General features: G+C 55.5%; 10 protein-coding genes. 3 read left to right on the plus strand and 7 right to left on the minus strand.

What is annotated here, in order from left to right:
* Positions 1 to 59 precede the first annotated feature (59 nt).
* The 3 genes from RUDLU_RS0110265 to RUDLU_RS0110275 form a co-directional block, all read right to left on the minus strand.
* Entirely contained in the window at positions 60 to 2,288 is a 2,229-nt protein-coding gene (locus RUDLU_RS0110265) for a M28 family peptidase (RefSeq protein ID WP_083940555.1), read from the minus strand.
* A gap of 66 nt (positions 2,289 to 2,354) precedes the next feature.
* Positions 2,355 to 2,555 carry a type II toxin-antitoxin system antitoxin gene (locus RUDLU_RS0110270; protein WP_019988290.1) on the minus strand — a complete coding sequence of 67 codons (201 nt, stop codon included), beginning with the start codon at positions 2,553 to 2,555 and terminating at the stop codon, positions 2,355 to 2,357.
* A 91-nt stretch (positions 2,556 to 2,646) separates the two neighbouring features.
* On the minus strand, positions 2,647 to 3,522 hold the full coding sequence (locus RUDLU_RS0110275; protein ID WP_019988291.1) for an SPFH domain-containing protein: 876 nt from the start codon (positions 3,520 to 3,522) through the stop codon (positions 2,647 to 2,649).
* A gap of 159 nt (positions 3,523 to 3,681) precedes the next feature.
* Between RUDLU_RS0110275 and RUDLU_RS0110280 the strand changes: the two genes are divergently transcribed.
* Positions 3,682 to 4,803 carry a PDDEXK nuclease domain-containing protein gene (locus RUDLU_RS0110280; protein ID WP_245581652.1) on the plus strand — a complete coding sequence of 374 codons (1,122 nt, stop codon included), beginning with the start codon at positions 3,682 to 3,684 and terminating at the stop codon, positions 4,801 to 4,803.
* Positions 4,804 to 4,904: 101 nt separating this feature from the next.
* Positions 4,905 to 6,689 (plus strand): lysine--tRNA ligase, encoded by a 1,785-nt coding sequence (gene lysS / locus RUDLU_RS0110285; protein WP_019988293.1) that lies wholly within the window; start codon positions 4,905 to 4,907, stop codon positions 6,687 to 6,689.
* 95 nt (positions 6,690 to 6,784) lie between these two features.
* On the opposite strand, the gene RUDLU_RS0110290 is transcribed toward lysS, so the two are convergent.
* On the minus strand, positions 6,785 to 7,300 hold the full coding sequence (locus RUDLU_RS0110290; protein ID WP_019988294.1) for a DUF2231 domain-containing protein: 516 nt from the start codon (positions 7,298 to 7,300) through the stop codon (positions 6,785 to 6,787).
* A gap of 164 nt (positions 7,301 to 7,464) precedes the next feature.
* Between RUDLU_RS0110290 and RUDLU_RS0110295 the strand changes: the two genes are divergently transcribed.
* The gene (locus RUDLU_RS0110295) at positions 7,465 to 8,796 is read left to right on the plus strand and encodes a M23 family metallopeptidase (RefSeq protein WP_019988295.1); all 1,332 of its coding nucleotides are present in this window, start codon (positions 7,465 to 7,467) and stop codon (positions 8,794 to 8,796) included.
* Between the two features lie 146 nt (positions 8,797 to 8,942).
* Here RUDLU_RS0110295 and RUDLU_RS0110300 read toward each other — a convergent pair whose 3' ends face one another.
* The 3 genes from RUDLU_RS0110300 to RUDLU_RS28730 all read right to left on the minus strand — a co-directional run bounded on the left by RUDLU_RS0110300 (position 8,943) and on the right by RUDLU_RS28730 (position 13,197).
* Positions 8,943 to 9,152 carry a hypothetical protein gene (locus tag RUDLU_RS0110300; protein WP_157580151.1) on the minus strand — a complete coding sequence of 70 codons (210 nt, stop codon included), beginning with the start codon at positions 9,150 to 9,152 and terminating at the stop codon, positions 8,943 to 8,945.
* Positions 9,153 to 9,353: 201 nt separating this feature from the next.
* A complete protein-coding gene (locus RUDLU_RS0110305) occupies positions 9,354 to 9,929 on the minus strand; it encodes a DUF4136 domain-containing protein (protein ID WP_019988297.1) in 576 nt (191 codons plus the stop codon).
* Between the two features lie 217 nt (positions 9,930 to 10,146).
* Positions 10,147 to 13,197, minus strand: coding sequence for a PAS domain-containing sensor histidine kinase (locus RUDLU_RS28730; protein WP_019988298.1), 3,051 nt, complete (start codon positions 13,195 to 13,197; stop codon positions 10,147 to 10,149).
* Positions 13,198 to 13,242: the final 45 nt, after the last annotated feature.

Raw genomic sequence — 13,242 nt, forward strand, 5'->3', positions numbered from 1 at the left:
GGTAGGGTTTACCAGATGGGGTTTTTACCCGAACCAATTGGTAGCCCGCATAAGCGCCCCTAACGCCCTCCACCGACCGATGCAGGCCGGTTCATGGCTTCGGTCAACGAGGCCAGTTTTTCACTCAGCACCGTGATTGCTTTCCGGTAGCGGGTTTCCAGATCGGGCAGGTTTTTGGTCGATTTGAGCGATGCTTCGTACAGGAACCCCGGCAGCATCCAGGACGCATACCCACTGTAGGGGTCCGACGATGCGTACAGCGACCGGTACCAGTTGCCAAAAGCCATCCCTTTAGGATCAATAAACGATTGTTCGAGCTGCCGCAGGGTTTGGTTCAGCAGGGCCAGTTTGTCGGTCTTATTACTCTGAAGGTACAGCCGACGGGCGCTCTCGGCGGCTTCGGCGTTTTTCTTCAAGATAGCCACATCAGCCAGTAGCGGCTCAATGCTGTAGGTGGGGGCATAGGCCCGGATGGCTTTCTCGGCAGCCCGCAGGTGGGTTTCCAGATCGGTGGCATACCGCACCACATCGAAAGGCAACAAATCGGCGTTGGCCAGCCGGGTGGTCAGGGTACCCACTACCTGCTCCATCATGGGGCCCATTTTATAGGTAGAGTCGGTGAATTTGTTATAGAAATACAGGTCGTCGTATTGCGAGTGGTAGAGCGTAGGGCCTTCCATACCGGCGCTCAGGGCGGGCATACCTACGTGCATGTACGGACCAATGTGGTCAGAACCTCCGCCGAGGTTTCCAATAATAGGCTCGCCACTCACCACCGCCGGAGCCGAGGAGCCCGTCACGCGGGCAGGGCCGACCGGGGCTTTCTGATCGAGCCAATGCTGGTACACGGTTTTGTTGGAATCGGGGTACTGCACTGATTTGGTAGCCTCGATCAATAACCCTTTCAACGAGGGCGACGCGCTACCCCCAAATTTCCGGCCCGACACAGCCGCGTCGAAGTTCATGTAGGCTACGGCTTTTTGCACCAGCTCATCGCGAAACTGCTCGCTCCACTCCGCCGACCCAATCACGCCAAACTCTTCGGCATCCCAATGGGCAATTTTGATTGTCCGGCGGGGGCGTTGCCCGGCTTTGGCCTGCTTTCCGAGTGTTTCGGCCATGCTCAACAACATAGATGTGCCCGAGTTGGGGTCGGTCGCCCCGAAGGCCCAGGCATCGTAATGACAGCCCGCAATGACCCACTCGTCGGGAAACTCGCTACCCACCAGCGTACCCACCACCTGATACACCCGCTGAATCCCTTTCTGCTGCTGTACGTTCAGGCGCACCGTCAGGTCGGGGCCTCCTTCGAGCCGGTACGTAAACGGTAAGCCCCCCTGCCAGCCCGCCGGTACGGCCCGCGTGCCAGTCATGCGTTTCAGAATCTCAACGGCCGATCCATACGGCAGGGGCGTTACCGGGATTTTGTGCAGAGCTACGTCTTTCAAATCAAGACGTTTGACCCTGGCAGGGCCATCCATCGGCAGGGCGGGTTCGCCGGGCGTGAGGGGGTCGCCCGTGTACGGAACCGTCAGTAGCGACCCGCGCTGAATCACGCTTTCGCTGTAAAAAGGTCCCTCAGGAAAGGTGAGGCCGCGCACGTAGCCCGCATCGGCCGGGTCGGTGAAAATCAAAAGCCCGATAGCCCCGGCAGCCTCGGCATGTTGCGCTTTGTACCCGCGAAAGTTGCCGCCGTACCGCGCCAGCACAATTTTACCCGCCACCGAAATACCCATGGCTTTGAGGGCTTCAAAGTCCTCTTTACGGCCGTAGTTGGCATACACCACGGGGGCTGTTACGTCGCCATTGCCCGAGTAGGCATTCCAGCCGGGCATAATGCGGGGATCACCGGAGTACTTGTCTTCCCGGAATACAAACTCTTTGGTGTTGATGGGTACCCGCGTGGGTGTTACCACCTCAACCTCAATGGTACCGGGTCCCTTGGGCAGGTAAACATCGTGCGGGTAGATATCGACTTTCCAGCCGGCCTTCCGCATGGTCTCGGCGATGTAGTCGCGCACTTTCTCGTTTTCGGGCGAGCCCGCTACGTGCGGTACACTGCACAGGCGTTCGAGGTGCTGTCTGAAACGGGCTGGGTCTTGCTGCGCCTTAAAGTCGGCTTCGACTTTGAGCTGTACCGCCTGCCGGTCGGGCGAGAAGCCGGTCAACGCAGCCGGGGTGTTTTGCGCCAGGGTGGTGAGCGTCAGACCCGACAGAAGCAGGGCGGGCCATACCCGCTTTCCCAAATGGGTCGGTTGGCGGAGTGCCGTTTGTAATGGAGTGATCATCGCGTTTCGGTTGTAGGAAAACGCGTTCAAAGTAGGCAAACCCCCGCACGTTCACAAACCGGCACACTATTGGTCCGACTCCTCGTCGCGGCCACTCGTCGGCTGGACACCCGTGTTGGGTTTACTTTTCCGCTTCCGCAGAGCCTCACTCAATATAAACTCAATTTGCCCGTTCACACTCCGAAACTCTTCCTGCGCCCAGCGTTCGAGTTCCTTCAGCGTGTCGGGATTGATCCGAAGAACAAATGCTTTTTTTTCGGTAGCCATAATTTCAGTGAACAGTGAACAGTGAACAACGAACAGGCAGGGTTAACCAAAACTGTTCGTTGTTCACTGTTCACTGTTCGTTGTTCACTGCTTACTGATAAAGCGTTCCCGCGTTGACGACCGGGCTCACGTTTTTCTCTCCACAAAGTACCACGAGCAGGTTGCTCACCATGGCGGCTTTCCGCTCCTCGTCCAGTTGCACCACGTTTTTCTGGGCCAGACGCTCAAGCGCCATTTCGACCATACCCACGGCCCCGTCCACAATCTGTTTCCGGGCGGCTACCACGGCCGACGCCTGCTGCCGCTGCAACATCGCACCCGCAATTTCGGGAGCGTAGGCCAGGTGGCTGATCCGGGCTTCGATGATCGTAACGCCCGCCCGCGACAGCCGCTCGTTCAGCTCGGCTTCCAGTACGTCGTTGATGCGGCCCGAATTGTCGCGCAGGGTGATTTCGGCACTTTCGTCTTCGGTATTGTCGTAGGCGTGCGAGTTGGCTAAGTGCCGCACGGCCGCTTCCGACTGAATCTGCACAAACAGGGTGTAATCGTCTACTTCAAACAGGGCTTTGGCGGTATCGGTCACTTGCCACACCACCACGGCGGCAATGTCGATGGGATTACCCATTTTGTCGTTCACCTTCAGGGTCTGACCATTCAGGTTACGGGCGCGGAGGCTGATCTTCTTTTTCGAGTAAAAGGGGTTCACCCACCGCAGTCCATTCTGTCGCATGGTGCCGGTATAATCACCAAAGAAAGTAGTGACCACGGCTTCGTTGGGATTGATAACGGATAGCCCCGTCAGTAGAATAATACCCGTCAGAAATACCAGAACCGCCAGGGTAATAAACAGCACCGGACTACCCGATTGAGCGCCCATCATGAAAATAAAGACAGGTAGTACAAGCAGTAGCAGGCCAACGGCCAGGAGGACATAGCCCGAAATGGAGGATAAACTTTTTTCGTTCATGGTTTAGAATTGATAGCAAATTGATAGCACAATAGTATAACACAAACGAAAACCGCCCGCCGGGTTTCGGATGGGCGGACGGGGCAAAGGGCAAGCGGTTGAATGCACCCCGGCAGCCTCTGACTGAAAGACATCAATAAGCAGGATTGGACTTTCGACGTGCTAACCTTTTCTATTTCACAGGTCCTTTCCCATAATCCATTAACTTCCACCTCCGACTTCCTAACTTGTCACGTTATGGCACAGACCTTACCCGACAATTATGTTCAGCTTCTGGATGAACTGAAGACCGAAATCCGGCAGGCCCGCTTACGCGCCACAGTTGCCGCCAACGCCGAACTATTGCGGCTTTACTGGCATATTGGCAACGCAATTCTAACTCGTCTGGACAAGGCGAAATGGGGCGAAAGAGTTACTGCTCAAATCGCTACTGACTTGCAACGCGAATTTCCAGAAATGCAGGGATTGTCTCACCGCAACATTAAATATATGCGTCAGTTTGCGGCTGCTTATCCTGATTTTACAATTGGGCAACGGGCCGTTGCCCAATTGCCGTGGTCGCATCACCTAATCTTGCTGGAGAAGATAAAACAGCCAGAAACACGCCTGTTCTACATGGCAAAAGCCTCCGAACACGGCTGGTCACGTGATGTACTAAGCTTACAGATCAAGTCGGGTCTGCACGAGCGGCAGGGCAAGGCGATTACCAATTTCGAGCATCGTTTACCAGCCCCGCAGTCGGATTTGGCCCAGCAGCTGATTAAAGACCCGTATATATTCGACTTTCTGACCTTGCGGGAAGATTACCAGGAACGCGATTTGGAAGATGCCCTTACGGGCCACATCACCCGGTTTTTACTGGAACTTGGAGCCGGATTTGCGTATGTCGGTAAGCAATACCATCTGGAAGTAAGCGATCAGGATTTTTACCTCGACCTTCTCTTTTACCATCTGAAATTGCGCTGCTACGTTGTCATCGAATTGAAACGCGGTAAGTTCCAGCCAGAATATGCCGGAAAATTGAACTTCTATCTGTCGGTGGTAGATGCCCAACTCAAAACGGAAGCCGACCAGCCAAGCATCGGCCTGTTGATTTGTCAGGACAAAGATCGGGTAATTGCCGAGTACGCGTTGAAAGACATCAATAAACCGATTGGAATTTCGGCATATCAACTGACCGAAAGCATCCCAAAAGAACTGAAAGGCACGTTGCCGACTATTGAAGAGCTGGAGCGTGAGCTTCAATCGACCGGTGTTGCCGCACGAAAAAAAGGAGAGTAACACGGCAACCCGTTTTCGATTTCACGCGTCCTTTCCCATAATCCATTAATTTTGCAACTTCATTTACAGGGACATCAGGAAAATCCTGTAAATCATGGTTCATGATTTTAAGCGAACAAGAAATCCTCCGCCGAAATAAGCGCGAAGAACTGATGCGAATGGGCATTGACCCCTACCCCGCCGAACTCTTCGACGTTACACACACAACGCAGCAACTCCGCGATGCCTTTGCCGACCGCACCGGGGCCGAAACACAGGGCGGCTACGAATCGCACCTCGATTTCGCTAACGATGCCACCTACGGACAGGTCCGGTTGGCCGGGCGCCTGATGGGTTTCCGGATTATGGGCAACGCGTCGTTTGCCGAAATGCAGGACTCGGCCGGGCGGCTTCAGCTGTACTTCCGGCGCGACGACCTCTGCCCCGGCGACGACAAAACGCTGTACAATACGGTCTTTAAAAAACTCCTCGACATTGGCGACATCATCGGTATCGAAGGCCATGTGTTTACGACCCAAACGGGCGAGTTGTCGGTGTATGTAAAGCAGTTTAAGCTGCTCACCAAATCGCTGCGGCCTCTGCCCGTGGTGAAAGAGGTGGTGAACGAAAAAACCGGCGAAAAAGAAACCTACGACGCCTTCACCGACCCCGAGCTGCGCTACCGGCAGCGGTACGTGGATCTGATTGTGAATCCACAAGTTCGCGACACGTTCATCAAGCGCAGCAAACTGGTTAACTCCATCCGCCAATACCTGACCGACAAAGGGTATCTGGAAGTGGAAACGCCCATTTTGCAGCCCATTCACGGAGGGGCAGCCGCCCGCCCGTTCATGACCCACCACAACACGCTCGATATGACGCTCTACTTGCGCATTGCCAACGAGCTGTACCTGAAGCGGTTGATTGTAGGTGGCTACGACGGCGTGTTTGAGTTTGCCAAAGACTTCCGCAACGAGGGCATGGACCGGACGCACAACCCCGAGTTCACGCAGGTGGAGTTTTACGTGGCCTACAAAGACTACAACTGGATGATGGACACCATCGAGGAGATGGTGGAAAAAGTGGCCATCGACGTGACCGGCACTACCAAAGTACCCGTTGGCCCGAACGTGATTGATTTCAAGCGTCCCTGGAAACGCCTGACGATGTTCGAAGCCATTCAGGAGTTCACGGGTGTAGATGTGTCGGCAATGGACGAAGATGCCCTGCGGCAGGTAGCCGAAAGCCGGGGAATCAAAACGGACTCATCGATGGGTAAGTCGAAGTTGATCGACGAGATTTTCGGGGAAGCCTGCGAGCCCAACCTGATCCAGCCGACCTTCATCACCGACTACCCCGTCGAGATGTCGCCCCTGACCAAGAAACACCGGAGCAAACCGGGTCTGGTGGAGCGTTTCGAGGCTATTTGTAACGGAAAAGAAATTGCCAACGCTTATTCCGAACTCAACGATCCGCTCGATCAGCGCGCCCGTTTTGAGGAGCAACTCGAACTCGCCAAGCGGGGCGACGACGAAGCGATGGCCATGGACGAAGACTTCCTCCGCGCCCTGGAGTACGGCATGCCGCCCACGGCGGGCGTTGGGCTGGGTATCGACCGGCTCACGATGATCATGACCAATCAGCCGAGCATTCAGGAGGTTCTGTTCTTCCCGCAGATGCGCCCCGAAAAGAAAGCCGAAGTCTCAACGGAAGCCGATTTTGTGGCAGCTGGCGTACCGGCCGAATGGGTACCCGCCATTCAGCAACTGGGCTTCATGACGGTAGCTCAGCTGAAAGCGGCCAACCCTAACAAATTGTTCAACGACCTGGGTGGTGTCCGCAAAAAACTCAAAATGACCGACGTTCCGATGCCCAAAGTTGAGGAGGTGAAGGCGTGGGTTGAATAAAGGTGAAAGAGCGAATGAGTGAAAGAGCGAGGTTCGGTATTCCAACTACCGCTTAACCCATCACTCTTTCACTCATTCGCTCTTTCACTCTTTACTTATCGTACCGCATTCACCACCGGGTGTGCGCCCGACGCCCGGCGGTCAGAAAGCGAGTTCGGCGCGTTCAGATTAGCGCCATCGTCCACACCAACCCCCAGCCGGTCGACTAGCTCGCCCCCGAGCCAGCCCGTCACACCTGCAATAGCAAACGCCACAAACGACAGGCCCAGGGCAACCGTCGAAGGCAGATAACCGGGCTCATCGCGCCGGAACAGCCAACTGCCCGCAAATAGCAGTAGTACCACCACATTGCCCAGCCCATGGGCCAGTCCTACCCGCTTGGCGCGGGTACCCGCCGGAATAGCCGACCAGTCGATCCAGCCCGGCACAGCCGCTACCAAACCCCCAAGTAAGCCGCCTACGAGCGTCCAGAACGACACCAGCGTAAACGAGGCCGTGTTGGTGAGCAGATACACAATATCAAAAATCACCGAGGCCGAGAGCAGCCCCAGCGGAAACACGATCAGAATAGGGTGAATTGGGTGCCCCAATACCTTTGCCTTGCTTTCCATAGTTGTTGAGTGCGTTTATGTAGCTCGATAACAGACCCAAAGGCCGTTTGTTCGATTAACCCGCCCGCCAGTAACGGAGTGGCCAACCATTTACCCGTCCCGGTGTTTTGAGGATACCGCTACCCACCGGGTAGTTTGCAGCTACCCGAACTGTGCCACAACGTATGAAACGCTTTCTTCAAATTCTGCCACTTCTGAGCCTTCTGGCACTGACCGAGGCCTGTACCTCATCGGGGCCCGCCGGTGGTATTTTCAAATCAACCTCGCCACACGACCAGTACGCCCGCTCCCTCACCGAAGCCCGGCTCAACCGAACCGCCCTCGGCCGCGACTGGGTAGCCGCGGGCGAACGTGCCCTTCGCGATTCGCTCCGAATATCGGTGCCGTACCGCGAAAGCGGCTATTTCTCGGCCAACCGCCCGTTTGCCGTGGGTTATCAGATCAACGCCCAACGCGGAGATCGGCTTATTATTCGGGTCGAGGTGCAGGGGCAGCCCGATACGCAGGTGTTTATCGACGTATTTAGCCTCGACGAGCAGAAACGACCCGACCGGGCGGTATCGGCCAGAGCCGACACCAACGTGCTTACGTGGGAGCCCCGCCGGTCTCGACCGCACCTGATTCGGATTCAGCCCGAACTGCTCCGGTCAGGGCGGTACACCATTTCGGTCACGCGCGAGCCCGTACTCAGCTTCCCCGTGCAGGGACTCGACAGCCGACAGATCAGCAGTTATTTTGGCGTGCCGCGCGACGGCGGTCGGCGTCGGCACGAAGGGGTAGATATTTTCGCCCCCAGAGGTACACCCGTTTTGGCCGGGTCTGATGGGCTTATTACGCGGGTAGGCGTCAATCAGCTGGGGGGCAACATCGTTTTCCTCTCCGACAACGCCCGCAATCAGAACCTTTACTACGCCCACCTCGACCGTTGGAACGTAACCGATGGGCAGCGTGTGTCGGTCGGTGATACCGTCGGGTTTGTGGGCAATACCGGCAACGCCCGCACCACAGCTCCGCACCTGCACTTCGGTATTTATACGTTTGGCGAAGGCGCCGTTGACCCGCTCCCGTATATCAGGCGGGGCAGCGGTCCGGCCCGGCAGGCCTTACTCAACCCCGACCGTCTGGGCGACTCCGTACGGGTAGGCACTACGCGGGCGCTTATACGTACGGCCCCCAAACCCGATGCACCGGTAGTAGAAGAACTCACCCGCTCGGCCCTGCTGACCCTGCTCGGCGGCACCACCGAATGGCTCCGGGTCGAACTGCCCGACAGCCGGGTGGGGTACGTAGCAAATAGCACGGTTGAACGGGCGGCTAAACCGTTGCGTCGGCTCACCTTACCCCGCCCGGCCCCCCTCCTCGACCGGGCGCATCCGCAGGGAGGGGTTATCGTGGAATTAGCCACCAACACCGTTGTCGACGTACTCGGCCTAACCGACACCCATCAGCTTGTCAGGCTTGCCGGGGGTCTTACAGGCTGGGTCGAACGGTTCTGAACGGGGCAACTAAACTACATAAAGTGGCGTTTTGGCTACTTCAATGTATTTTCCAGGAAATAAAGTGTTATGAAATGGCCTGATTTTTGCGAAACGGCTCCCCTCTTATTCGCGTACATTTCTCGCCCTGACAAAAAGAATACCAGCTACCGCAAGGCGGTGTCGGGGCGGGTTTCCCAGCTGGTATCGGGTGGGCTGGGCATTTGCCGGATCTGACTCCGCAGGATCTGCAACTGATTATCCTTATCGGCTAACTTCTGCCTAAGGTCCTGAATTTCGCCCTGATACTGCTGATCGCGGTTATAGGACACGTACAACAGCCCCATCAATCCCAGCAAAAGGACGACGATTGCCATTAGTAACGACCATACAATTCCACGATTACCTGATGCCATTTGGGCTTAATAAGTATGCAAGATAATGAAACCACAAGGCACAAAAAATCCCTGGTTCGGATCAACCAGGGATTCTTACAATTGGTGTTCCAAACTAAGCAGTGCTATTAATACTTGAATAATTGTTCAGATTTTTCTGACCACTTGTTCAAGTATTTCCACTTACCGTTGGGCGCCGTAGTCCTGTCCGGCGCTCTCCGGGAAGTTTTTCATGATACTGGTCACCGTTTCGCGGAAAGCGGCATCGCGCTCACGCTCTTTCCGGCGGTTGTTCAGCTGACCGGTTGCCCAGCCCTGCCAGATAATGTCGTTGGTACGGGCGTCGTACACATTGACCACAACCCGGTTTTCTTCATATTGGCGCGAATACACCTGGTTAGGGTAGCCCCAACCACCCCAGCCAAAACCCCACGGACTCATGGTGTTGTTAGACTGAATCTGCTGCCGGTCGCGCGAGTCGGTAAAGAACCGTACGACCAGATCGGCCTCTCCACTTTCAACGGGTTTGTACCCGCGGCCCTTCAGCGACTGATCGAGGGCGTCGGCAATCCGACGCTGGTTCAGGTTGCTGCCCACAATAGGGTCGGCATTACGCTGCCGGTCGGCCTCAATGCGGTAGGTAGCAAACTGGCGAACGTTCACTTTAGGGTCATAATCGTAACGAACGGTAACGGCGGGCGCACAGGCAACCATCGTTCCGGCTACGAACAGACTGGCAATTATGGCTTTGATTTTCATGTTATAAACAACTTTGCTGGGTCATTAACCAACTACAAAACGAAGAAAAAGGCTCTTGTTGTATAGGTTACCTTAATAACGAAACCGGTGTTGCAGAAGTTCGGTTTTTAAGCCTGAATCCGCAAGCCCACCTGACCAATAAACTACTAACAGCCAGAACCTTACCCATCAATAGACAAAACACAAATTTACACCCCTGTTAAGGAATGTTAAAACACTATCGGCCCACAACCGGCACCGGAAACAAGACCTGAAACGTGGCTCCCCCGTCTGTAACCCCCTTTGCTCTGACGTAGCCGTGATGGTTCTCGACTACCTTCTGCACAATGGCCAGCCCAATACCGGTACCCTCGTAGCTCGTTCGGCTATGCAACCGCTGAAATACCTGAAATATTCGGTCGGCATGCTGCGGATCGAAACCAATTCCGTTGTCGCTTACCTCGATAAGGTGGTACAAACGGCTGGCATCGACAACAGGGGCCAGGCCGTCGGTATCGCGACCGACAACCTGCCGGGCGGTAATCCGCACCACCGGGGTACCATCGGCTTTGGTGAACTTGAGCGCATTGGCAATCAGATTCTGAAAGAGCTGCCGCAACTGCGAGGCATCGCCGTGAAGAGTTGGGAGCGGATCCACGTACACCGTGGCTTTTTTCTCGTCGAGTGCTCGTTCGAGGTCGCTCAACACGCCCTCAACCAGCAGATTCAGGTCGACGGGTTCGGTGGTTTCGCGTTTGGTAGCCAGCCGCGAATAAGTCAACACATCTTTGATGAGCACCTGCATTCGGGCGGCCGCCGACTGCATCCGCCGAATCAGATCAGCTCCGTTTTCACCCAGTTGATCGGCATACTGAGCCTGGACAATATCCCCGAAACCAACAATTTTCCGCAGCGGCTCCTGCAAATCATGGCTGGCCACATAGGCAAACTGTTCCAGATTCTGATTCGAGCGCTGCAAGTCGCCCACCAGGGTTTCGAGTTGCTGTTGTAACTGCTTGAGCGGAGTGTAATCGGCAAAAGTGACAAGCACATCGTCACCTGCTTTGGTGGCCATAATGTCGAACCAGGCATCAATACCATCGGTCTCGTAGTGGAAATCGAATCGTTCCTGAAGGCCGGTTTCGTAGACGCGCCGATACGCATCAAACAAACCATTTTTCTGATAACCGGGAAACCACTCACTTCCGAGACCTCCAATAAGAATGTCTGGCTCCTGCCCGATGTACGACGCCAGACGCCGATTGGCGACCCTGAACCGGAAATCGACCAGCTCACCCGCATCGTTGCGTGCGGGACTAAACAGGAAAATACCCGTTTGCGACGTATCGATCACCGTTTGCAGCTCCGCTGCGGCTTCTTCGATGCGCAATTCGGCCTGTTTGCGGCTGCTGATGTCCCGCACCGACACCACGACTCCATCGCTCAATTTAACGGCCGTGACATCGAACCACTTCTCAACCTGATTAGTCTGCTGGCGAATTTCCTGATGAAACGGTTCGCCTGTTTCGATAACCCGGCAATAGGTCATGAACAGATTCGGTTGCGCGCTGGGGTACCGTTGCAGATACGTAGTCCGGTTGATATCGTAAGCCGGACTGCCAAACATTTCGTGCGCCGTTGAATTAACATGGGTGTAACGGAGGTCGCGAATGGTGCCGTCGGGCTCCCGAATGGCTTCAAATACCAGAATAGCGTCCTGCGATGCGTTCAAAACGCCATCGAGCAGGGTGCGTTGCCGGTCTTTTTCCAGAGCCGCCTGCTTGCGCTGGGTAATATTGATCCCTGTTACGACACACCCATCCCCCAACTTGGCCACCGCCGTCTCGTACCAGACTTTTACATCCGGGTAATAGTGTTCCGTTCGGACGGGCTTCCCCGTTTCAATGACCTGAGCATACACATTGAACTGCCCGGTGGTTCGTGAGGTAGGCAAAAACTCCAGTAGTGTTTTTCCCACGGGGTCGGTGTCGTACGCGTTCAGCACATCGCGCTGAGCGGCCGCATTGGCCAGCTTTAGCCGCAGATCAATAATTCCACCCGCATCGTCGCGTATGGCTTCGTATACAAACACGTTGTTGAGCGAGTTATCAAGCACGCTCTGGAGCAGGCTTTTCTGACGCGCCACCTCGGCGTTGGCCTCCTGAATCTGGCTTATATCGTTGAACGTAGTGACAAATCCATCATCGAACTTAGCCACCCCCACATCGAACCAGCCTCCCTGCGCCGGTAATTCGATCTGTAGCCGCTCAGGCGTACCCGTTTGGGTGACCCGGCGGTATACCGAAAACAACCCTGCTTCAACCAGCCCCGGCACGTGCGGGAGCAACCGCTGCCCACGCATGTCGCCCACGAAACCGAATACGCGGGCCGCTTCGGAGTTGTAGCGAACGAGCGTATAATCCACAATTTCGCCCTCCTCCCGGATAGCTTCAAATGCGGCCACCCCACTGAGCGACGCGTTCATGATGCTGTCGAGCTGGAGCCGCTGCTGTTCATTGAGCAGGGCACTTTCTTTGCCCTCGGTTATATCATTGAACGTAATCACGAAGCCGTTACCCAGCTTCACCACCACCATATCGTACCACAACAGCCGGTCACCAGCCGGAAAAGGCGTCTCGAATCGGTTGGGGTGCCCCGTTTCCACAACGCGCACAAACTTGTCGAACAACCCCGACTCTTTCACCCCCGGAATCTGCTCGATCATGGGCTTCCCCACCACGTTTTCCGACAAACTGAGCATTTGGCGGGCAGCATTGTTGAGCCGCACAAACCGGAAGTCGGTAATAGTACCCTGCTCATCTGTAATGGCCTCGTAGGTGATAATGCCGTTGAGCGAGGCCTCCAGAATACCACTGAGCAACTCCGTCAGACTGAGCGACTCATCAGGTCCGGTTTGGGCTACCTCCTTAATGAGCACCAACACCCCATCGCCCAGTCGGCTTCGGGTAACCCGTACAATCTGATGAAGGCCCGGATGCAACAAATCGAACTCCTCAACTTCGCCCGTTTGCAGCAACGACGCGTGCTGCCGAAACTGGGGCTGAAACATCGCCTGCCGACCGGGTTCATCGCCCAGCAGCTGCGCCCCCCAGCCGGCCTGAAATAAACCTTCGGCAATGAGTTTGCCTCCTTTTTCGTTGCCCGCCGTCAGCCGAAAATCCACCAGTTGGTGTTGGCTATCGCGAACCGCTTCCAGATACACGGCAGCGTCGGAAATGGCATCAAAAAATTGGGTAAGCAGCAAACGGGCGGGTAGGTTAGGCGTCATCGGTTGAGTAGAACTGGTGGTAAAGGAACCCTAAATTACGACAAA

Source organism: Rudanella lutea DSM 19387 (assembly GCF_000383955.1).
GTDB classification, from domain to species: domain Bacteria; phylum Bacteroidota; class Bacteroidia; order Cytophagales; family Spirosomataceae; genus Rudanella; species Rudanella lutea.